Source organism: Rhodococcus sp. NPDC060086, assembly GCF_042730275.1.
In the GTDB taxonomy this organism is placed as follows: Bacteria; Actinomycetota; Actinomycetes; order Mycobacteriales; family Mycobacteriaceae; genus Rhodococcus.
In genome coordinates, this window is record NZ_JBHWWZ010000001.1 from 178252 (window position 1) to 199121 (window position 20870).

Genomic DNA, 20870 nt, shown 5'->3' on the forward strand with positions numbered 1-20870 from the left:
TGGAAGAATCGCGCACCGATTCGACAGCGGAGGGAGGAACCGGAAATGACGGGACGGATCAAAGCCCTGTCGATCGTCGACGCCCTGACCGAGGAGCTGCGAAGACGTCTGTTCTCCGGTGAACTCGCGCAGGATGATGCACTGACCGAGGCCGAGGTCGCCCGCGCCTACGAGGTGGCGCGACCGACAGCGAAGGCCGCCATCGAGAAACTCGTCGGCGAAGGCCTACTGCAGCGCAGCGCCCACAAGACCGCGCGCGTACCGAACCTCGGGCCCGACGACGTCCGCGACATCTACCGCACCCGCGCACATCTCGAATCCATCGCCTTGCGACACCTCGCACGAAATGCACACCTTCCCGATCCTGCCGTCGCCGCCAACGGAGAGATCTCCGCGATGACGGACAGCACGCCACTGTCGATCGTCGAACCCGACATGCGCTTCCACACCGCTCTGGTCGACGCGATGGGCAGCCCCCGGACGAGTCGCATGTTCGGTTCCCTCGTCTCCGAGGTGCGGCTGTGCATGGTGCAGGTGCAGGGCCAGCACCTTCTGACCACGCAGAGCATCGCCGCCGAACACCAGCAGATCCTCGATGCGGTCGCCGCTGGAGACGGCGACGGCGCTGTCACGATCCTCTCGAAACACCTCGGACGCGCTCGCGAACGCCTCGTCGCGGCGCTCGGTGGCACTCCCGGCGCGGAGGCCGAACTTCCCGAGCCGGCCTGACGGATCGACTCAGGGCAACACACCCTGCCGACGCGCCTCCACCACCGCTTCATGGCGACTGTGCACCTCGAGTTTCGCCAGGATGTTGCGCACGTAGCTCTTGACGGTTTCGAGGCTGAGAGCGAGACGTTCGGCTATCTCGGCGTTGCGGCAGCCCAAGGCCACATATCCGAGCACCTCCTGTTCGCGCGGAGTCAGGTGCGCTGTCGGCACCCGCGACCCGGAGCTCCCGAGCGCCCGCAGCTTGTCCTCGATCGCCTTCAGCCGAGATTCCAGCTCCGGGTCGTCCGCTCCGGCCGCGAGCTCACGCAACTCCAGGTAGCTTTCGGTGATCGTGTCGGACACCGTCAGCGGGAGCCGCTCACCGTTTCCCACCTGGACGCACGCTCCGACGTTGTCGAGCAGCGTCACCCGGCGATCCACCTCGTCGCGGATCTCGATCTCCCGCGCCAGTGCCCGCGCGGACTGCACGAGTTGTTCGGTGACGGTGTCGCCGATGGGCAGCGGCGTTCGAAGACCCCCGTACATCGCCGCGCGGGTCCGCCCCCGCACGACGACGGGGACCGCCAGCAGCGACTCGATGCCCTCGCCGCCGACGGGCCTGTCGTAGTCGTGGGTGATGTGTCGCGACGCGAAGTAGTCGGCGACCGAACGGGGGCGCTGCTCGGCGATCGCCCGTCCGCCGAGCCCACGTTCGGAACTGATCACGAGGTTACGGAGAAAGCGGCCACGGGTTCCGACGTAACCGGACAACACCAGGTCGGCGCCGTGGACGGTGCCCCCGAAAAGGATGGGCAGACCGGTCGACAGCTTCAAGGAACGCAACTCGGCGCGCAAGGTGTCGACGTCGCTCGGCCGGAGCAGGTCGGCACGGTTCGTAGTACTCACTTGTCGGCCCTCTCACTCCCAACGCCCTCTTCCTAGGGTAGCGACGCCGATTCCGTGATTCGTAACCTCCACTGGATCCGGTGTTGCGACGATCACACGTGACGCCGCCTGTTCTGTTGTCCCGATGTCCCCGGAGGTTTCCGTGTCCACCGCACTCGACCACTCTGCCGCGACCGCCAACCACAGCCAGCTGAGCCCGCTACGCTTCCTCGAGCGCTCGGCGTCGGTGTTCCCCGACCGCACGGCGATCATCTACGGCGACCGCCGGTACACGTATGCCGAGTTCGCCGAGGAGACCCAACGGCTCGCCCGCGTACTGAAGAGCCGGATCAACCCCGGCGACCGGGTGGCCTACCTGACGCCGAACGTGCCCGAGACTCTCATCGCGCACTTCGCGGTGCCGCTTGCCGGCGGTGTACTCATCGCGTTGAACTCCCGGCTCGCCGGCCCGGAGCTCGACTACATTCTCGGTCATGCGGAGGCTTCGCTGCTCTTCGTCGATTCCGAGTTCGTCGGCTCGCTCACCGACATCGACGTCCCGACACTCACCGATATCGTCGAGATCCCCGATTCGACGGTGCCGACGCCCGAGATCCCCGCCGGTGTGGTCACCGCGCGCTACGACGAGTTCCTCGCACTCGCCGATTCGCTCGACGACAGCCCGCTGCCGTGGAGCGTCGACGACGAACTCGGCGTCATCACGCTCAACTACACCTCGGGCACCACCGGCAAGCCGAAGGGCGTGATGTATTCGCATCGCGGTGCCTACCTCAACTCGCTCGGCGAAACCTTCCACAACGGGTTCACCGGGCAGAGCAAGTACCTGTGGACCCTGCCGATGTTCCACTGCAACGGCTGGTGCACGCCGTGGGCGGTCACCGCGGCGGCCGGTACGCACATCTGCCTGCGCGCGGTGCGGGCCGACGCGATCTGGGATGCCATAGACAACCTCGGCGTGACCAACCTGTGCGGTGCGCCCGCGGTGTGCTCGACCATCGCGAACGCCGAGCAGGCGCATCCGCTCGACCGGCCCCTGCACATCACCACGGCCGGGGCACCGCCGTCGCCGACGGTGATCGCGCAGCTCGAGCAGCTGGGCATCACGGTCGTGCACGTGTACGGCCTGACCGAGGTGTACGGGCCCTACACGATCTGCGAGTACCAGGAGTCGTGGGACGACAAGTCCGGTGACGAGCGCGCGGCACTGCTGTCGCGTCAGGGCGTCGGCATGTTGCAGGCCGAAACGGCGCGGGTGGTCGACGACACCATGAACGATGTGCCCGCCGACGCCGAGACCATGGGTGAGATCGTGCTGCGCGGCAACAATGTCATGCTCGGCTACTACCGAGACCCCGACGCCACCGCCGAGGCGTTCGCCGGCGGCTGGTTCCACACCGGTGACCTCGGCGTCATGCACCCGGACGGATACATCCAGCTCAAGGACCGTGCCAAGGACATCATCATCTCCGGCGGCGAGAACATCTCGACGGTCGAGGTGGAGCAGGCGATCATGGCGCATCCCGCGGTGATCGATGTCGCGGTCGTGGGCGTTCCCGACGAGAAGTGGGGTGAGCGGCCGAAGGCCTTCGTCATTCTGAAGGACGGGCAGACCGCGACGGCCGACGACATCATCGCCCACACCCGCAGCCTGCTCGCCGGCTACAAGGTGCCCCGCGACATCGTCTTCCCTCTCGAACTGCCGCGTACCTCGACCGGCAAGATCCTCAAATTCGAACTCCGGGCTTCGGAAACCACCCAGTCCTGACATAACTCCCGCGGCCACGTTGGATACTCGGTAGTTATGTCGCACGGAACAGTCCCCGCCCGTCGTTCCGAATCAACGGGACCTGATCCCGCACAGTTCCGGGTACACGTGGTCTCGCAGGCCATCAGGCTGTTCTCGCAGCACGGCTACGAGTCGACGACGGTCGAGCAGATCGCTGCGGCCGCGGGAGTCTCTCGTCGCACATTCTTCCGGCAGTTCCGCTCCAAGGAAGACGTCATCTTCGCCGATCACGAGTCGCTGATCGAGCAGGTGTCGGAGTACTTGTCGCGCGAGTTCGACGACCCGTGGGCCGCTTCCTGCGACGCGGCGCAACTCGTCTTCGGCTATTTCCGCGACCGGCGCGACCTGTCGGTGTGGCGGTACCGGGTCGTACAGCGGGTCCCTGCGCTGCGCGATCGGGAACTCGTGATGACCTACCGCTACGAGCGGTTGTTCACGGATTTCCTGCGCCAGGCGGTGCCGGGTGAGAAGCCGATCCGGATCGTCAGTTTCGCCGCCGCGATCACCTCCGCCCACAACTTCCTGTTGCGGGCGATGATCCGCGGCGACGACACCGCGACCGCGGAGGTCCTCGACCGAGAGTTGTACGAGATCAGACGCACGTTCGGCGTAGTTCCGGGCGCCGCCCCGACCTCGCCTCCTGAGGCACCGCGTGCCGTCACGGTGGTGACGTATCCAGCGGGAATGCAGCCCGCCGACGTCGCCGAGGAAGTCCGTCGCGCCCTCGGCGGATAAGCGTCACGCGTTGCATCGGCAACCCTCCAACCGTTGACCTGGCACTCAGTGCCGTGGTTAGAATTGAACGATTACGCGACGTTGCGCACTTCACCCTGGATAAGGTGAGCGCAGATCCACCCCTTGGTATGGCACCGCGTGCCGATAGGAGTTCCGACCTCATGGCCTTCAATGCCGATTTCGATCTGTTCCAGCTCAGCGAAGAACACGACGCCCTGCGCGAAGCGATCCGTGCGCTTTCCGAAAAGGAGATCGCGCCGTACGCGAAGGACGTCGACGAGAACTCCCGCTTCCCGCAGGAGGCGCTCGACGCGCTCAACAAGTCCGGCTTCAACGCCATCCACGTCCCCGAGCAGTTCGAGGGCCAGGGTGCCGACTCCATCGCCACCTGCATCGTGATCGAGGAAGTCGCCCGCGTGTGTGGCTCCTCGTCGCTGATCCCGGCCGTCAACAAGCTCGGCACCATGGGTCTGATCCTGCGCGGCTCCGACGAGCTCAAGGCCAAGGTCCTGCCGGACATCGTCAACGGCGCGATGGCGTCGTACGCGCTGTCCGAGCGTGAAGCCGGCTCCGACGCCGCGTCGATGCGCACCCGCGCGAAGGCGGACGGCGACGACTGGATCCTCAACGGCTCCAAGTGCTGGATCACCAACGGTGGCAAGTCCGCGTGGTACACGGTCATGGCCGTGACGGACCCCGACAAGGGCGCCAACGGCATCTCGTCCTTCATGGTTCACAAGGACGACGAGGGCTTCGTCGTCGGCCCGAAGGAGAAGAAGCTCGGTATCAAGGGCTCGCCCACCGCCGAGCTGTACTTCGAGAACTGCCGCATCCCCGGCGACCGCATCGTCGGCGAGCCGGGCACCGGCTTCAAGACGGCCCTCGCGACCCTCGACCACACCCGCCCCACCATCGGCGCGCAGGCCGTCGGCCTCGCCCAGGGTGCGCTCGACGCCGCGATCACCTACGTCAAGGATCGTAAGCAGTTCGGCCGCCCGATCTCCGACAACCAGGGTGTGCAGTTCATGCTCGCCGACATGGCCATGAAGGTCGAGGCCGCCCGCCTGATGGTCTACACCTCGGCAGCTCGCGCCGAGCGCGGCGAAGGCAACCTCGGCTTCATCTCGGCAGCCGCGAAGTGCTTCGCATCCGACGTCGCCATGGAGGTCACCACCGACGCCGTGCAGCTGTTCGGTGGCGCCGGCTACACCACCGACTTCCCGGTCGAGCGCATGATGCGCGACGCCAAGATCACGCAGATCTACGAGGGCACCAATCAGATCCAGCGCGTCGTCATGTCGCGCGCACTGCTTCGCTGACCCTGGTCGGTTAGGTTTGGACCAGCTCGAACATCACACCGATCAGGAGTTTTCGTAGTGGCTGTGGAAAAAGTAGGCGTCATCGGCGGCGGCACCATGGGTGCCGGAATCGCAGAGGTGTGCGCGAAGGCCGGTAGCGACGTCCTCATCAAGGAGACGACGGAGCAGTTCGCCGAAGCAGCGCGTGAGCGTCTCGCGAAGTCGATCGCACGCGGCGTCAAGTCCGGCAAGATCACCCAGGAGGACGCCGACGCGATCCTCGCCCGTATCAAGGTCACGCTCGATATGAGCGAGTTCGCCGACCGCGACCTCGTCATCGAAGCCGCACCCGAAATCGAGTCGCTGAAGGCCGAGATCTTCGCCGAACTCGACAAGGTCGTCAAGCCCGAGGGCATCCTCGCGACCAACACGTCGTCGATCCCCGTCATCAAGATGGCACAGGCAACGCAGCGTCCCGGCAAGGTCGTCGGCGTGCACTTCTTCAACCCGGTCCCCGTGATGCCGCTCGTCGAGGTCATCTCCGCGCTGACCACCGACGAAGCCGCGGCCGACACGGTGTTCGACTACGCGAAGAACACCCTCGGCAAGACCGCGGTACGCGCGGGCGATCGCGCGGGCTTCATCGTCAACGCGCTGCTCATCCCGTACCTGTGCGACGCGGTTCGGATGCTCGAATCAGGTTATGCAACAAAGGAAGACATCGACGCAGCGATGAAGGGTGGCTGTGGTTACCCGATGGGTCCGCTGACGCTGCTGGACACCGTCGGCCTCGACATCGCGCTCAATGCCGCGCAGTCGTTGTACGACGAGTTCGCCCAGCCGAACTACGCTCCCCCGGCGTTGCTCCGCCGCATGGTCGAAGCGGGCCGTCTGGGCCGCAAGACCGGTGAGGGCTTCTACAGCTACAAGTAGGTTCTCGGCTCCACCCCTCGGGCCCTGTCGATCCGTTCGGATCGTCAGGGCCCGAGTTGCGTCGATCCCCCGTGTCCGACCCGAACAGCCACGGCGGGAACAACACACCCATCTGTTACTGTCTCCGCAGACACATCGGGGGATTCTGTCGGGGGGACAGTCGTGACATTGCAGGTAGATCCGCAGGCACTACGCGCGTTCGCCTCATCGGTCACCGGCGCAGCCGACGCCCTCGGATCATGGGACACCGACGCACCCTATGCATATTCGCAATCAGCGCTTCCCGGTACAGGTTTCAGCGATATAAACGCTCGCAGCCACCTCGCCACCACACACGCACTGGTCAACATACGCCTGCGCCTGCTCGAAGTCGTCGACATCTCCAACGGCGCAGCAGACGACTACGACATCGCCGAGGCCGACTTCGTCGCAGCACTCGCGGCGATGGATCCGGCCCGGTGAGTCCCGGCGTCTCGGCCGTCCAATCCTGGAATCCCGACTCCTTCCGGTCGACTGCCGACGCCCTCGACGTGCTCGTCGACAAACTCGACGACCGCATGAAGGGCCTGCTGACCGACCAGGACGCCCTCGCCGAACAATGGAAAGGCGACGCCGCGAAGGCCGCCGCCCTCCGCGTGGTCCGGGAACGTTCACTCGGCAGCGCCATCGCCGGAGCCCTCCTGCAGGTCGCCGACGCCTACCGCACCGGTGCGCCGATCATCGACGGCGCCCAGATGCACGTCGCCGGATTGGTGAGGGCGGCCGAATCCCAATCGTTCACCGTGCACGACAACGGCATCGTCGACGCAGCGAGCCAGATCGCACTGCTCCGTGCCCTGCTACCGTCCGGCGCGACCTACGACACCGCATCCCTCCAACTCGAACGCCAGGCAGCCGAACTGAGCGTCGCGCTGGTCGATGCACTCCAACAGACTGCGGCAGCGGCGGACGACGCCATGGGTCGCATCACAGCCGCAGTCGCAACGCTCGAAGATGCGGCCAAAGCGGCGACGCCCGGAGAGGTCATCAGATCCGACGACGGCGAGTTCTCCTGGGTACCGGACGTGCCCGCCACCGTTGCCGCGTCCACGATCGGGCTCATGTCCGAGGCGACCAAGGAAGGTTTGAAAAGCGCAGCGCTCTCTTCCGGTGACGACCTCGGAAGGGGTATCGCCAGAGGACTCGGCCCGTACGCTGCGATACTCGGCACCATACCGGCCATCAGCAACGACATCGATGGTGGAATGGACCCCACCAAAGCAGTGGTCACGGAAGGCGCCGGTTCTGCTGCAGGTTTCGCTGCGGGAACCTTTGCAGGAACCAAACTCGGCGGGATCATCGGCACTGCAATTGCGCCCGGTGTCGGAACGGCGGCAGGGATTGTCATAGGTGCCGCAGTCGGCAGCTTCTTCACATGGGGTGTCTCGAAAGGGGCTCAAGCTGCTTGGAACTGATACTCCCACACCCAAGACCTCTCGACACCCAAAGGAATCGAGCATGCACACCTCGAGAAGCAATATGCATTCCGAATGCGCGGCGGATCGCAACGTTCCGTCCCGTCCTCAGCCTTGGCCGCAAGCCCTCCGCCCCTTGCAACTTGCCGCCGCTGCAGTCATATTCCTTTCCGCCATAGTCTGCGCAACGACAGCATGGAACGGGGCACAGGGCGGCGAGACACTCACTGCCATCGGATTCGCTGGAGTAGGCGTGGCTGCACTCCTGATAGGCGTTGGCCTCTTACAGGAATCCGGCCTTCGACACATTTCCCTTCCGCGCAGAATCGTGCACCATGCCGATTGCAGATACGGGGCAGGTGTGAATGTGCCGATGGTCAGGTCACTGATCCCAGCCCTGATCGCAGTCCTCGTCGGAATCACCGTCTACGGCCTCACTATTTGGATCAGTTGGCTGGCAGATGTCAGCGACAGCCTCGTGCCCTTCGGGCGCGACACACGCGAGGTCGCGATATTCGCCGCAATCGGTTCAGCCGTCACTGGCACTGCCGTATTGCTGTTGTCCTCTGTACGATTCACAACATCGCTGCAGATCTACCCGAGTGGCATCAGACGGTACACCCGTCGACGCATCCTGTTCTCGATCCGTGAATCCGAGTTGTTCCTCCGCTGGGGCGACATTGCGCAAATCTCTCCGGGGAGCTTGGGTATACGTATCGGATCGGCAGGGCACCCCGTCGTCAATCTGTCCACGACATCGATTGTTCCCATGTCTCTCAGGACTCAACATGATTCCGACAACCTCGTCGCGGTCATGACCCACATGCTGATCTCGGAGCCGAACACATTGTTCGGCTTGTTGGAACGCCTTCACGAAAACCCGGACGACCGGAATCTCATCAGCGAGCCGAACGCAGCCGAGTTACTCAGGCCCCCTCCACTACTCGAGCGCTTCCGCGCCGCACGCACGGGGAGTCGTGGGCGTGGAACCTCAGGATCCACTTCGCATTGACACCCAGGACAACTGCTGCAGCAGTGGATGATCAGTACTATCATCCCTCCACCCACTCTGCCGTTGTCATGGCCAGGCGCGCATCGAGAGATTCCTCCGAGTGCACAGGTAGTGCCCAATCACGGCAATGGAATACCGCAAGGAGGGCAGACATGCCTGTACTGAACCAGGGCACGAACTCATCTGAACCCGAAGGCGCCCCCGCTGGGGATGGTCGCCCGGAATGGCCACAGCGGTTCCGCCCGGCACTACTGATGGCCTCGGTGGGAATGCTCGCAATGACGGTCATTGGCTTCACCACCGCCGCAGAAAGCTGGCGGAGTGGGGACCCCCTAGTCACTACCGGATACGGAGGTGGTGCAGTGATGGCGGCGATGCTATCCATTGTGATGCTGCGCGAAGCAGGCTTTCGTCTCATGGGACTGTCAGGAAGAATTCGCCCAATTCAGGATGCAACCCACGGCAATGGAGTATCGATTCCGACGAGCCGCATCCTGGCCCCTCTCCTGATCGCCTTGCTCGTTGCCGCCGCGGCCTACGGTGTCGCTGCGTCCGTCGGCTGGTTCATAGGCGTGGACGAGTCGCTGCTACCGGATGGGCGAAACTCTCGTACGGGGGCGATCAACGTGGCCACGCTCGCGGCTGTTGCAGTCACGCTCGCACTGTTCGCCTCCTGGATCAGAGTCGACATCGTCGTACGCATATACGGCGAGGGCGTCGAACGTTACTCCCGTCGACGCATTCTGCTATCCACCAAAGAATCCGACGTATTCGTGAGATGGCAGGACATTACACATATCGATGGGCGGACCATCGACTCGTTTCAACACCCCGGCATCGACCTACAAACGTCTTCTGCCATCCCGAAGAAGCTGCGAACGCCACATGACGGAGAGCACAAGATCGCACTCATGGCCCACGCTCTGACCTCCGAACCCAACACGCTTTTCGCGCTCCTGAAACGCCTTCACGAGAACCCGGACGACCGGAAACTCATCAGCGAGCCGAACGCAGCCGAACTCCTGAGGCCCCCTCCACTACTCGAACGCATTCGCATCGCTCGCACCCTGAAGACAAAAGCGTGAAACCTTGGTCGCACAGGGGTCGGCTCAGCATCCTCCCTCGGGTCGGGGCCCTAATTCACAGGGTCCGGCGTCGAACCAGCATCTCGGCATCGGGTTCCCATCGAGTTCAGGAGTGAGGGTGCCCCGAAACCCATCGCATGCGCTCAATGACCGCATTCGTTCCTCCTACGAAGCGCCGTGGCCGCAGCGCCTCGAGCGAGGGAAACTCATCGCCGCCGCAGTTGCACTCCCGTTGGCGGCAGTACTCAGCGCCTTCGCGTTGGAAGGTGTTCGGAGGAACGAGCCCGACACCGCGGTCGGATTCGCGGGATTCACCCTCCTGATGTCGACGGCCGCTGGAATCGTACTCTCAGGGGGTGGGTTCCGCCACCTTACTGTGTCCCGGCGCGTGACCCGAGACCAAACCAGTGAGCACGAAAACGGCATCCACATTCCTCACAAACGAGATCTGCTCCTGATTCTCGTACTGTGTAGCCTCCCGATTGCCACACTCCCCGTTCTTCTGCCTCACCAGCGCCAGGGTGACTTCAGCTTGCTCGACGAGGTGTTTCAACGCATCGGTGGGACGGTAGGTGCCGCAGTTCTCGGAATATTCTCACTCGCCCTCTTCGTCCTTTCGCTGATCATCCGAGCGCCGACTTCCCTCGGGATCTACCCCAACGGGCTTCATCTCACTGTGCGTCGCCTCATTCCCTTCTTCACGAGTACAGCCAAGCACGTCATCGAGTGGGATCACATCGAATCAATAACCCCGGCCTTCTATTCCGGACCGAACAGCAAGTCGCCCACTCACCACCCAGTGATCAGAATCGACGGTGTGGTCATTGACGTCCACACCGGAGAAGAATCGGGCGGCCTCGAAGTTCCGGTCTATCGCCTTATAGGAGAGCCGAATACCCTCTACAGATTGCTTCGCTTCTTTCACGAGAACCCGGATCAGCGAGGCACTCTGAGCGATGCCGACTCGCTTGAACTCCTCCAGCCACCCTCGTTGCTCGAACGCTTTCGCGCCGCACGCACCCAGAAGGCAAAAGCATGAGCCCTGACCCGACCCCTGAAAACCTCCGCGCGTACCTCGAAAGTCACGAGGTCGAGCTCATCGCCTGCCCATCCGATGCACCCGGGCACCCACATGTCACGATCCCGACCCCGGATGGGTGGATCCGTGTACCCGACGAGGTATTCCCCCACGCATACGCGGTCCTCGTCGCACCCGAATACACAGAAGACGAGTGGACACCCAACGCGGTATTGCTCCACGGCCGCCTCTCGCGTTGGCGCCCGACCGACGAACTCCTCCATGCTGCCGCATCGGAATGCCGGTCGCTTCCGGAGTGGACCGAACTTCAGTCCGACACCGGCAATGTCGGCGGTCACCGCTCAGTTCTCACACGAGGCACCTACCACGTCGGTGGTGTCTGGTTCGATGCAACAACTCGATTCCTCGTCGTCGATGCCGAGTACGACCGGTACCTCACCCAGCTGACCGTTACCACACGCGCTGAGCCCGATGCGACACTCGCCGCCGACGCATCCACGATTCACCACGGGTTGATGGCCGTGGTGGATACGCATCCCATGGTGGGCCGATAGATGGACAACCACGAAATGGTGCATGCGGAGGCCATGGCGATACCCAGTTGGCCTCAGGGCTCCCGCCCCTTCAGGTTTGCCGCGGGCTTGGCATCCGCGTGCGATCGAAATACCCACGGGAGCAGACTCTCTTACTGGCCTCCCTGATCGCAGCACTGGTGACACCGGTGGGCGCTGATCCATGTCTGAGCAACGCACGCTGACGCAGTGTTGATCCCGCGCGACGAAGTGGCCGAGCACGTTCCGTTCATCGCCTCGACCGTCGTCTCGACACTGGTGATCGCACTGCTCCCGCTGAGGCTCCGCAGCACCACGGTGCTGAGGTTGCACGAGGACGGAATCCGACGACGGGTGACGATCCGCAGACTCCGTGTTCGCACTTACGACACCTTCGTAAAGTGGGACGACATCGAGGATGTCGTGTCCGACGTCTACACCGTCCACGCAAAGGACACAACCGTCCACTATCAGATGATCCCGCCGCTGTTCGATCGGTTCCGAGCTGCGCGCGGAGCCGAGCCGCGGGTGGTGAGTCGGGTCTCGCCCGAATCCGCCGACCCGCACACAAATCGTAAGTCGGCTACTACGATCGAACTCATTGGTCGGCACGCATCTGTTGTCGGCGTAGCGGAGTCCTCCTCCGCAATAGATCTGTGCTGCAAAGAAAGTGCGTGCGGCACTTCCTGTGGAAACCGAGATTCAGGTCGAAACCGTGGAGTGACAATGACCGACAGCTGGCTTTCCCGCGACCCGTTCGACGACATTTTCGACCGATTCTTCAGCTCCGGCGGACTCCGCCAACCGCAGGTACAGCGGGTGGATCTGAGCCGGTTGCTCAACGACGATGCGAAGCAATTGGTCGCCGAAGCCAAAAAGGCAGCCACTGAGTGGGGCAGTGCCGAGCTGGCACCCGAGCATCTTCTCTATGCCGCCACACTCAACGACCCGACTCGCGGCGTGATCAGTGGCCTGGGTCTGGATCCCGATGCGGTCGCGGAGCAGATGCGTTCCCTCGCCGGAGGCGCGGGGGAAGGCAACGACGACGAGCAGGTGACGCTCAGTCCTGCGACCAAGCGTGCACTGAGGGTTGCCCAGCAGCAGGCGGGACAGTCGGGCATCAGCTACATCGGTCCCGAACACATCCTCTACGGCATTGCCGCGAACAGCGAGAATCCGGCTGCTCACGTGCTGGCCGGCGCCAAGCTCGATACCGGCGGTCGGCGCGACACATCAGAGAGCACGACGCCCACGCTCGACGAGTACGGCAGAGACCTGACCGCAGAGGCGCGCGCGGGCAATGTGGACCCCGTCGTCGGGCGCGCCGACGAGATCGCACAGACCATCGAGATCCTCTCGCGTCGTCGTAAGAACAATCCCGTCCTGATCGGTGATCCCGGTGTGGGCAAAACCGCGATCGTCGAGGGCTTGGCGCAGCGCATTGTCAACGGAGACGTACCGTCGACGCTGGCCGATCGACGCGTCGTTGCTCTCGACGTCGGTTCGCTGGTTGCGGGTAGCAAGTATCGCGGCGAGTTCGAGGAGCGGTTGACGAAGATCCTCGACGAGGTCCGCGAACACTCCGACGAGTTGATTCTCTTCATCGACGAATTGCACACGATCGTCGGCGCGGGCAGTGGCGGCGAAGGTTCGATGGATGCCGGCAATCTCCTCAAGCCGGCCCTCGCACGCGGAGAGTTGCACGCGGTGGGCGCGACCACGATCGACGAGTACCGCCGCTACATCGAGAAGGACGCGGCGCTCGAACGGCGGTTCCAGCCGGTGATGGTGTCCGAGCCTTCGGTCGACGACACCATCGAGATTCTGCGCGGACTGATCGACGTCTACGAGGAACACCATCAGGTTCACTACACGGACGAAGCGCTGGTGGCGGCGGCCGAGCTGTCCGATCGGTACATCACGGACAGGTTCATGCCCGACAAGGCGATCGACCTGGTCGACCAGGCGGGCGCACGTGTACGGCTGCGCACCAAGACTCCGGACGCGGATACTCGTTCGCAGGAAGACGAACTGGCACGCCTCGAACGCGAGAAGGACACCGCAGTCGCGGCCGAGGACTACACCAAAGCCGGCGAGTTGAAAGACGAGATCGCAGCCCTCGATGAGCGCATCGGCTCGAGCGGCTCGGCGTCGACGCCGCAGGTCGAGGTCGTCGATATCGCCGAAGTGATCTCGAGGCAGACCGGCATCCCGGTCGCCGAACTGACGGCCGAAGAACGCCAACGGCTCCTCGCTCTCGAAGACATGCTCCACGCGCGGGTCGTCGGGCAGGACCAAGCAGTCTCCGCAGTGGCCGAAGCGGTGCGGAGAGCGCGCGCAGGGCTGTCCGACCCGAACAGGCCGATCGGCTCATTCCTGTTCCTCGGCCCCACCGGGGTCGGCAAGACCGAACTCGCGAAGGCGCTGGCCGCAGCCGTGTTCGGCGATGAGAACCACATGATTCGCTTCGATATGAGCGAATTCCAGGAGAAGCACACCGTCTCCCGTCTGGTCGGGGCTCCCCCCGGCTACGTCGGGTACGAGGAGGCGGGGCAACTCACGGACAAGGTTCGCCGTCAGCCGTACTCGGTGATCCTGTTCGACGAGATCGAGAAGGCGCACACCGATGTGTTCAACGTGCTTCTTCAGCTTCTCGACGACGGCCGTGTCACCGACGCGCAAGGCCGCGCCGTGGATTTCAAGAACACCATCGTCATCCTCACCAGCAATATCGGTTCCGACCTCATCCTCTCGGACGCCGACGGCGATATCGAAGCCCTCACCCCGAAGTTGATGGAGCGACTGCACTCGCATTTCCGGCCCGAGTTCCTCAACCGGATCGACGAAACCGTGGTGTTCCATCGACTCGTCAAGGAACAACTGCGCGAGATCGTCGACTTGATCCTGGACGGAACACGGCGGCGGCTTCGAGCACAGGACATCGATATCGACATCTCGGTCAAGGCCGTCGACTGGCTGGTCGATGCCGGATTCGAGCCGAAGTTCGGTGCCCGCCCGTTGCGGCGGACCATCCAGAGACAACTCGACAACAAGCTCTCGAACCTGGTGCTCGCGGGAACCCTCGGTCCGGGGGACACAGTGCGTGTCGATTCCGGTACCGATGGTCTCGTCCTCGAGACGGTCGCCGGAAAGGATGACGCAGAAGGCCCCGGCGACGGCTCGCCGCCGGAGGACTGAACCCGCTCAGCGCTCGGGCGCCCCGTGCACCCGGCCGTGGAGTGCTTCCATCTTGACGTCGAGGTCGCGGGCCGTCTCTGCAGCGACACGGAGTTCCTCGCGCAGTTCGTCCGGCACGGCGCGGTCGTGCTTGTAGTAGATCTTGTGCTCGAGGCTCGCCCAGAAGTCCATCGCGACCGTGCGGATCTGGAGTTCGACGTAGACCGACTCGACCCGATCGGACATGAACACCGGGATCTCGACGATCACGTGGACACTGCGGTAGCCGTTCGGTTTGGGCTGCGTGATGTAGTCCTCGATCTCGATCACGTTCACGTCGCCCTGCCGCGTGATCATGTCCATGATCCGGTAGACGTCGGACCTGAAACTGCACGTGATACGGATACCGGCGATGTCACGGACGTGCTCGCGGATGCCTTCGAGGGTCTGCGGCGCACCCTTACGCTGAGCCTTCGCGAGAATCGACTCGGGTGACTTGAGCCGCGACTTGACGTGCTCGATCGGGTTGTAGTCGCGGGCGTAGGTGAACTCGTCACGCAAAATGTTGATCTTGGTCATCATTTCGTCGATGCCGAACTTGTACACCATCAGAAATCGAGTGAGATCGCTCTTCAGGTCCGGTAGCGGGACCGGCAGCAGTCCGGAGAATTCTTCCGGTCCGTCGGGTAGGGGCACGCCCTGTTCAGGGTCGTCCACCGTCGTTGTCACTCGGATCCTCCTCGATACGTTCCGCCCTCGAGTCTGCCAGGTTCCCGCGGGGAGGCTCGTTTCGCGCACGCAATATCTGCCGCAACGTGCGCGGATGCACACCCGCTTCACGCCTCGCCTTCTTCCGGGTGATCAATACACCCGCGATCGCGATCACCCAGATCGGGTACTGCGCGAGCCATGCGATCCGGAACGACTCGAAGCCGTATCCGCCGAACGCCTCGAGCAGCACACCCATCGTCTGGACCACGAGCAGAGTCGCCAGGAAGCCACCGATGTTCACGATTCCCTGAGCGGTGCCGAGCGCCGTCGACGGATTGAAGGTGCGCGCGTAATCGAAGCCGACCATCGACCCCGGCCCACCGACGGAGATGACGATGATGAGCAGCACCAGCAGCCAGATCGGTGCGGGCCCTGGCAGCGCGAGCACGATCGTCCAGGCGGTCGCACACGCGATGATGATCGACAGCACGATCCAGGATCTGTGATTCGGAAACCGGCCGGTAAGGACACCGAGGACGGGGCCAGCCGCGATCGCGGTGGCGACCGACACCGTGAGCATCGAACCGGCAGCCGCGGGCGAGAGCCCCTGCGCGGATTCGAGGTACGGCACACCCCACATGAGCGCGAACGTCGTCACCGAGAACTGCGTACCCATGTGTGTGAAGAACCCCAGCCGCGTCCCGGGCCTGCGCCACACGCCACCGATCTGGCCGAGCACATTGCGCAATCCCGCGGGCGGTGTCTCCAGACGTTCCCCGGACGGAGCGTTCCGGACGACCGCGACCACCAGGACGCACGCGAGGACACCCAGCGCCGCAGCACTGGCGTAGGCGGCCGTCCAGCCCTGACCGGACAGGATGAGCACGAACGGAACGGCCGACAACACCTGACCGAGTTGGCCGAGGATGCCCGTCAGCTGCGACACCACCGGCACCCGGCGCGGAGCGAACCACACCGGGACCAGCCGGAGCACCGAGATGAATGTGAGGGCGTCGCCGACTCCGACGAACACACGAGCGCCATACGCGACGGGCAGCGAGTCGGTGACAGCGAGCACGAACTGGGCCACCGCCATGATCGCGGCGCCCAACGCGATCACCTTGCGCGACCCGAATCTGTCGAGCAGGACTCCGGCCGGAATCTGCATGCCCGCGTAGACGATGAGCTGCAGCACCACGAAACCGGACAACACGGACGGGGAGATGTCGAAGCGCTCGGTCGCGGCCAGGCCCGACACACCGAAGGTCGTGCGGTGCAGGACTGCAACCAGGTAGGCGAAGACACCGATACCCCAGACCAGCCATGACCTCATGGAATACACACGATACGCCGGAGTTCGTTAGGTCGAGTAACTACTCGCGCCCGAGCGACACCCACGTCGGGTCCGAGGCCCGCTCACCGGCCACCTGACCGGCAAGGGCATCGAGACGAGCGACTTGATCCTCCGTCAGCGTCACGTCGACAGCTCCCGCGTTCTCCGTGACGCGCGCAGCGAACCGAGTGCCGGGGATAGACACCGACGGCAGGCCGAACGCACGACCCTTCGCATCGAGCCACGCCAGCGCGACCTGCGCGACGGTCGCGTCTGCCTCGTCGGCAACAGCCCGCACCTTCGCCCGCAGTTCCAGGTTCACGGGGAGCGCCGCTGCGTCGAACCGCGGGAAGCGATGACGCAGGTCGCCGTCGCCGATCTGTCCGGGCTCGAACGCGTCGGTCAACAGTCCGCGGCTGACGGGCGAGAACGGAACGAAGCCGATCCCGAGCTCGACCGCGGCGGGCACGACGTTGCGCTCCACATCGCGCGAGATGATGCTCCACTCCGACTGGATCGCGGCGATCGGATGCACGGCGTGCGCGCGCCGCAGCTCGTCACCGGTCGCTTCGGACAGACCGAGGTGGCGCACCTTCCCTGCCTTCACGAGCTCGGCCATCGCGCCGACGGTCTCCTCGATCGGCACCTCGGGGTCGACGCGGTGCAGGTAGTACAGATCCACCACGTCCACACCGAGCCGCTGCAGAGACTCGTCGATGGCCTCGTGCACGTAGTCGGGGCGCCCGTTGATCGCCCGGTTGCCATTCCCGAGGCCTCCGACGAGACCGAACTTCGTGGCGAGTTGCACCTCGTCGCGCCGCTCACCGAGGAGCTTTCCGACAACCTGCTCACTCGTGCCGCTGCCGTAGATGTTCGCTGTGTCGATGAACGTGACACCGATGTCGACCGCGTGGTGCAGCGTCGCGAGGGCCTCGTCGAGATCGACCGCGCCGTAGACCGGGGCGACGGACATGGCGCCGTAGCCCTGAGCGCTGACGGTCAATCCGGGTGCAAGCTCCACGGTGGGAACGGGCATCGAGCACTCTCCTCGAGTAGGCGAACACGGAACACGACGATCCTTTCGCACAATGCCCCGTCGCGCAGGTTCGAGAATCACAGTGATCGAAACTGCGCCGCGCCTACGCTGGGTTCATGGCGATCGACTGGATTGAACTTCAACACACCGCCCGACGCGAATTCGACACCCGTCTCGCACACATCACCGACTGGTCCGCCCCCACTCCCGACACCGAATGGAACGTCGCCGACCTCGTACGACACGTGGTCGACGAACAGCGGTGGGTCGCGCCCATTCTGGGAGGACTCGCCCTCGCAGACGCGGAGGCGACACTCGAACCGATCCGCGACGACCTCGCCACCGAGTGGCACCGGTACGCGGAAGACGCCACCGCAGCGTGGGCCACCACCCCGCTCGACGCGCCGGTACACCTGTCGTACGGCACCGTGCCGTGCCTCGACTACCTCAAGCAACAAGTCGCAGACATCACCGTGCACACCTGGGATCTGGCACGCGCCGTCGGTGGCGGCGACCGTCTCCATCCCGGACTGGTAGAGGCTGTGTGGACCGACTTGCAACCTCAGCGCGAGATGCTCGCATCCAGCGGATTGTTCGCGCCTCCCGTACCGATAGCCGACGACGCTCCCGTGCAGGACCGGTTGATCGCACTCACCGGTCGCGATCCCCGACAGCCGTGACCCCCCGAAAGCAAGGAACGCAATGACCGACAGGCCCACCTCGAGCACACCCGACATCGACATCAAGCCCCGCAGCCGCGACGTCACCGACGGCATGGAGAAGACCGCCTCGCGCGGGATGCTGCGCGCCGTCGGGATGGGCGACGACGACTGGGCCAAGCCCCAGATCGGTGTGGCGTCGTCGTGGAACGAGATCACTCCCTGCAACCTGTCGCTGGACCGCCTTGCGCAGTCAGTGAAGGACGGAGTGCACGCGGGCGGCGGATATCCGCTCGAGTTCGGCACCATCTCCGTCTCCGACGGCATCTCGATGGGTCACGAGGGCATGCATTTCTCGCTCGTCTCCCGCGAGGTGATCGCCGACAGTGTGGAGACGGTCATGCAGGCCGAGCGTCTCGACGGATCGGTGCTGCTCGCCGGGTGCGACAAGTCGCTGCCCGGGATGCTGATGGCCGCCGCACGCCTCGACCTCGCGTCGGTATTCCTGTACGCGGGTTCGATCCTCCCTGGCGTCGCGAAGCTGTCCGACGGCACCGAACGCGACGTGACGATCATCGACGCGTTCGAAGCCGTCGGTGCGTGCGCGCGCGGATTGATGTCCGAAGAGGATCTCGGCGCGATCGAACGGGCGATCTGTCCCGGTGAGGGCGCGTGCGGCGGCATGTACACGGCAAACACCATGGCCAGCGCTGCGGAAGCACTCGGTATGTCGCTACCGGGCAGCGCGTCGCCCCCGGCCACCGATCGTCGTCGCGACGGGTTCGCACGCCGCAGTGGGCAGGCCGTCGTCGAGATGCTGCGGCGCGGCATCACCGCATCGGACATCCTCACCAAGGAGGCCTTCGAGAACGCGATCGCGGTGGTGATGGCGTTCGGTGGATCCACCAACGCGGTGTTGCATCTGCTCGCGATCGCCCACGAGGCCGACGTCGACCTGACGCTCGACGACTTCGTGCGGGTCGGCGCCCGCGTCCCGCATCTCGCCGACGTCAAACCGTTCGGGCGACACGTGATGAAGGACGTCGACCACATCGGCGGTGTTCCGGTGATCATGAAAGCTCTGCTCGACGCCGGTCTGGTGCACGGCGATTGCCTCACCGTCACCGGCGCGACGGTCGCGGAGAACCTCGCCGGGATCGCCCCGCCCGACCCCGACGGGAAGGTGCTGCGCGCGCTGAACGATCCGATCCATCCCACCGGCGGCATCACGATCCTGCGGGGCTCCCTTGCACCGGGCGGTGCGGTGGTGAAATCCGCGGGCTTCGACGAGTCCGTCTTCGAGGGCACCGCGCGGGTCTTCGAACGCGAGCGTGCGGCGATGGATGCGCTCGAGGACGGCACCATCACCGCGGGCGATGTGGTCGTCATCCGGTACGAAGGTCCGAAGGGTGGTCCGGGGATGCGTGAGATGCTCGCGATCACCGGCGCCATCAAAGGCGCGGGCCTCGGCAAGGACGTCCTGTTGCTGACCGACGGACGGTTCTCCGGCGGCACCACCGGTCTGTGTGTCGGGCATGTCGCGCCCGAGGCCGTCGACGGTGGCCCCATCGCGTTCATCCGCGACGGCGACCGGATCAAACTCGATGTCGCGAACGGTCTGCTCGATGTGCTCGTCGACGACGCTGAAATAGCGACGCGGCGGCAGGGCTGGAAGCCACTGCCGCCGCGCTACACCAAGGGTGTTCTGGCGAAGTACACGAAACTCGTCGGGTCCGCATCACAAGGCGCTGTGTGCGGATGAATCCGATCAGATCGGCCGGAAACCTGCTCCGGCGCCCCCGCGCGCATTGATGTCGGCCATGATCACGTCGATGTTGGTGCCGACCTCGGGACCGACGCACGGTGCCAGCAGGTAGGCGTTGACCATCGCGACGAGGGTGGTGCCGACGACGAGCGGTGCACCCGAATCGCCTTCGATGACGCAGACCTGCGTCCACGTCTCCTGCACGCCGAAGACGTCGCCCCACACGATGCCGCAGGTGTTGCCGGTGGTGCGGCCTTCCTTGCAGGCGATATCGGGGAAGCCCGCGGGTGAACCGAGCCCGGTGATGGTGACGTTGCCGACGCGGTTGACCGGGGTGACCCTGTCGCCGTAGAACTCGATGACCGCGTAGTCGAGCGTCTCGTTGGTCGACACGATGCGGCCCACCGTCCCGGCAGCGATGTCGTATTCGGACTTGACCGTCATCCCCGGGTCGCCGCAGTGCGCGGCAGTGAGTCCGACGAGCCGACCGGCCGCATCGTGTCCGATAGTGGTGAGCGTGCAGTCGTACATGTTCTCGTCGCCGTTGCCGAGCGTGATGCCCGATCCGCCGCCGAGCACAACGGGAGGGGCTGCCGTGGCCACCGCCGCACCGCTGCCGACCAAGGCAATCGCGGTTGCGAATACCACAGCAAGTCTTCTGAACATCATGCCCCTCCAA

The 20870-nt window shown here is 64.5% G+C and carries 19 protein-coding genes; 14 read left to right on the forward strand and 5 right to left on the reverse strand.

The features are described 5' to 3' along the window. Positions 1 to 45: 45 nt before the first annotated feature. On the forward strand, positions 46 to 729 hold the full coding sequence (locus ACFWB0_RS00890; RefSeq protein WP_378488519.1) for a GntR family transcriptional regulator: 684 nt from the start codon (positions 46 to 48) through the stop codon (positions 727 to 729). A gap of 9 nt (positions 730 to 738) precedes the next feature. On the opposite strand, the gene ACFWB0_RS00895 is transcribed toward ACFWB0_RS00890, so the two are convergent. Continuing rightward, the gene (locus ACFWB0_RS00895) at positions 739 to 1617 is read right to left on the reverse strand and encodes a LuxR C-terminal-related transcriptional regulator (protein ID WP_378488520.1); all 879 of its coding nucleotides are present in this window, start codon (positions 1615 to 1617) and stop codon (positions 739 to 741) included. A 124-nt stretch (positions 1618 to 1741) separates the two neighbouring features. Between ACFWB0_RS00895 and ACFWB0_RS00900 the strand changes: the two genes are divergently transcribed. The 11 genes from ACFWB0_RS00900 to ACFWB0_RS00950 all read left to right on the forward strand — a co-directional run bounded on the left by ACFWB0_RS00900 (position 1742) and on the right by ACFWB0_RS00950 (position 14708). Beyond that, on the forward strand, positions 1742 to 3382 hold the full coding sequence (locus ACFWB0_RS00900) for an acyl--CoA ligase family protein (RefSeq protein ID WP_378488521.1): 1641 nt from the start codon (positions 1742 to 1744) through the stop codon (positions 3380 to 3382). A gap of 36 nt (positions 3383 to 3418) precedes the next feature. Next, entirely contained in the window at positions 3419 to 4138 is a 720-nt protein-coding gene (locus tag ACFWB0_RS00905) for a TetR family transcriptional regulator (RefSeq protein WP_378488522.1), read from the forward strand. 161 nt (positions 4139 to 4299) lie between these two features. Then, positions 4300 to 5457 (forward strand): acyl-CoA dehydrogenase, encoded by a 1158-nt coding sequence (locus tag ACFWB0_RS00910; protein ID WP_378488523.1) that lies wholly within the window; start codon positions 4300 to 4302, stop codon positions 5455 to 5457. Positions 5458 to 5520: 63 nt separating this feature from the next. Further along, positions 5521 to 6369, forward strand: coding sequence for a 3-hydroxybutyryl-CoA dehydrogenase (locus ACFWB0_RS00915; RefSeq protein WP_378488682.1), 849 nt, complete (start codon positions 5521 to 5523; stop codon positions 6367 to 6369). A gap of 162 nt (positions 6370 to 6531) precedes the next feature. Continuing rightward, entirely contained in the window at positions 6532 to 6831 is a 300-nt protein-coding gene (locus ACFWB0_RS00920; protein WP_378488524.1) for a hypothetical protein, read from the forward strand. Beyond that, entirely contained in the window at positions 6828 to 7823 is a 996-nt protein-coding gene (locus ACFWB0_RS00925) for a hypothetical protein (RefSeq protein ID WP_378488525.1), read from the forward strand. The genes ACFWB0_RS00920 and ACFWB0_RS00925 overlap by 4 nt, the downstream gene beginning before the upstream one ends. A gap of 253 nt (positions 7824 to 8076) precedes the next feature. Then, on the forward strand, positions 8077 to 8835 hold the full coding sequence (locus tag ACFWB0_RS00930) for a hypothetical protein (RefSeq protein WP_378488526.1): 759 nt from the start codon (positions 8077 to 8079) through the stop codon (positions 8833 to 8835). Between the two features lie 152 nt (positions 8836 to 8987). Next, positions 8988 to 9920: a hypothetical protein gene (locus tag ACFWB0_RS00935; protein ID WP_378488527.1), complete on the forward strand. Its 933-nt coding sequence runs from the start codon at positions 8988 to 8990 to the stop codon at positions 9918 to 9920. A gap of 118 nt (positions 9921 to 10038) precedes the next feature. Continuing rightward, positions 10039 to 10959 carry a hypothetical protein gene (locus ACFWB0_RS00940; RefSeq protein WP_378488528.1) on the forward strand — a complete coding sequence of 307 codons (921 nt, stop codon included), beginning with the start codon at positions 10039 to 10041 and terminating at the stop codon, positions 10957 to 10959. After that, positions 10956 to 11513: an LpqN/LpqT family lipoprotein gene (locus ACFWB0_RS00945; RefSeq protein ID WP_378488529.1), complete on the forward strand. Its 558-nt coding sequence runs from the start codon at positions 10956 to 10958 to the stop codon at positions 11511 to 11513. The genes ACFWB0_RS00940 and ACFWB0_RS00945 overlap by 4 nt, the downstream gene beginning before the upstream one ends. Before the next feature lie 723 nt (positions 11514 to 12236). Continuing rightward, positions 12237 to 14708, forward strand: coding sequence for an ATP-dependent Clp protease ATP-binding subunit (locus ACFWB0_RS00950; RefSeq protein ID WP_378488530.1), 2472 nt, complete (start codon positions 12237 to 12239; stop codon positions 14706 to 14708). Between the two features lie 6 nt (positions 14709 to 14714). On the opposite strand, the gene ACFWB0_RS00955 is transcribed toward ACFWB0_RS00950, so the two are convergent. Genes ACFWB0_RS00955 through ACFWB0_RS00965 form a run of 3 tightly spaced genes read right to left on the reverse strand, consistent with a single transcriptional unit; the run spans position 14715 to position 17767 of the window. Then, the gene (locus ACFWB0_RS00955) at positions 14715 to 15416 is read right to left on the reverse strand and encodes a GTP pyrophosphokinase family protein (protein WP_378488531.1); all 702 of its coding nucleotides are present in this window, start codon (positions 15414 to 15416) and stop codon (positions 14715 to 14717) included. Next, positions 15391 to 16731, reverse strand: coding sequence for a nitrate/nitrite transporter (locus ACFWB0_RS00960; protein WP_378488532.1), 1341 nt, complete (start codon positions 16729 to 16731; stop codon positions 15391 to 15393). The genes ACFWB0_RS00955 and ACFWB0_RS00960 overlap by 26 nt, the downstream gene beginning before the upstream one ends. A 40-nt stretch (positions 16732 to 16771) precedes the next feature. Continuing rightward, positions 16772 to 17767 carry an aldo/keto reductase gene (locus ACFWB0_RS00965; protein WP_378488533.1) on the reverse strand — a complete coding sequence of 332 codons (996 nt, stop codon included), beginning with the start codon at positions 17765 to 17767 and terminating at the stop codon, positions 16772 to 16774. A gap of 116 nt (positions 17768 to 17883) precedes the next feature. Here ACFWB0_RS00965 and ACFWB0_RS00970 point away from each other — a divergent pair, with 116 nt between their 5' ends. Beyond that, complete coding sequence (locus ACFWB0_RS00970) at positions 17884 to 18447, forward strand: TIGR03086 family metal-binding protein (RefSeq protein WP_378488534.1); 564 nt, start codon at positions 17884 to 17886, stop codon at positions 18445 to 18447. A gap of 22 nt (positions 18448 to 18469) precedes the next feature. Next, a complete protein-coding gene (ilvD, locus tag ACFWB0_RS00975; RefSeq protein ID WP_378488535.1) occupies positions 18470 to 20188 on the forward strand; it encodes a dihydroxy-acid dehydratase in 1719 nt (572 codons plus the stop codon). A gap of 6 nt (positions 20189 to 20194) precedes the next feature. On the opposite strand, the gene ACFWB0_RS00980 is transcribed toward ilvD, so the two are convergent. Beyond that, positions 20195 to 20857, reverse strand: coding sequence for a serine protease (locus ACFWB0_RS00980; RefSeq protein WP_378488683.1), 663 nt, complete (start codon positions 20855 to 20857; stop codon positions 20195 to 20197). Between the last annotated feature and the right edge of the window lie 13 nt (positions 20858 to 20870).

Excerpts from the sequence above, each read along its gene's own strand:
- ACFWB0_RS00890 (WP_378488519.1), top strand. The coding sequence starts at position 46 with ATGACGGGACGGATCAAAGCCCTGTCGATCGTCGACGCCCTGACCGAG.
- ACFWB0_RS00900 (WP_378488521.1), top strand. The coding sequence starts at position 1,742 with ATGTCCCCGGAGGTTTCCGTGTCCACCGCACTCGACCACTCTGCCGCG.
- ACFWB0_RS00905 (WP_378488522.1), top strand. The coding sequence starts at position 3,419 with ATGTCGCACGGAACAGTCCCCGCCCGTCGTTCCGAATCAACGGGACCT.
- ACFWB0_RS00910 (WP_378488523.1), top strand. The coding sequence starts at position 4,300 with ATGGCCTTCAATGCCGATTTCGATCTGTTCCAGCTCAGCGAAGAACAC.
- ACFWB0_RS00935 (WP_378488527.1), top strand. The coding sequence starts at position 8,988 with ATGCCTGTACTGAACCAGGGCACGAACTCATCTGAACCCGAAGGCGCC.
- ACFWB0_RS00945 (WP_378488529.1), top strand. The coding sequence starts at position 10,956 with ATGAGCCCTGACCCGACCCCTGAAAACCTCCGCGCGTACCTCGAAAGT.
- ACFWB0_RS00950 (WP_378488530.1), top strand. The coding sequence starts at position 12,237 with ATGACCGACAGCTGGCTTTCCCGCGACCCGTTCGACGACATTTTCGAC.
- ACFWB0_RS00960 (WP_378488532.1), bottom strand. The coding sequence starts at position 16,731 with ATGAGGTCATGGCTGGTCTGGGGTATCGGTGTCTTCGCCTACCTGGTT.
- ACFWB0_RS00965 (WP_378488533.1), bottom strand. The coding sequence starts at position 17,767 with ATGCCCGTTCCCACCGTGGAGCTTGCACCCGGATTGACCGTCAGCGCT.
- ACFWB0_RS00970 (WP_378488534.1), top strand. The coding sequence starts at position 17,884 with ATGGCGATCGACTGGATTGAACTTCAACACACCGCCCGACGCGAATTC.
- ilvD (WP_378488535.1), top strand. The coding sequence starts at position 18,470 with ATGACCGACAGGCCCACCTCGAGCACACCCGACATCGACATCAAGCCC.
- ACFWB0_RS00980 (WP_378488683.1), bottom strand. The coding sequence starts at position 20,857 with ATGTTCAGAAGACTTGCTGTGGTATTCGCAACCGCGATTGCCTTGGTC.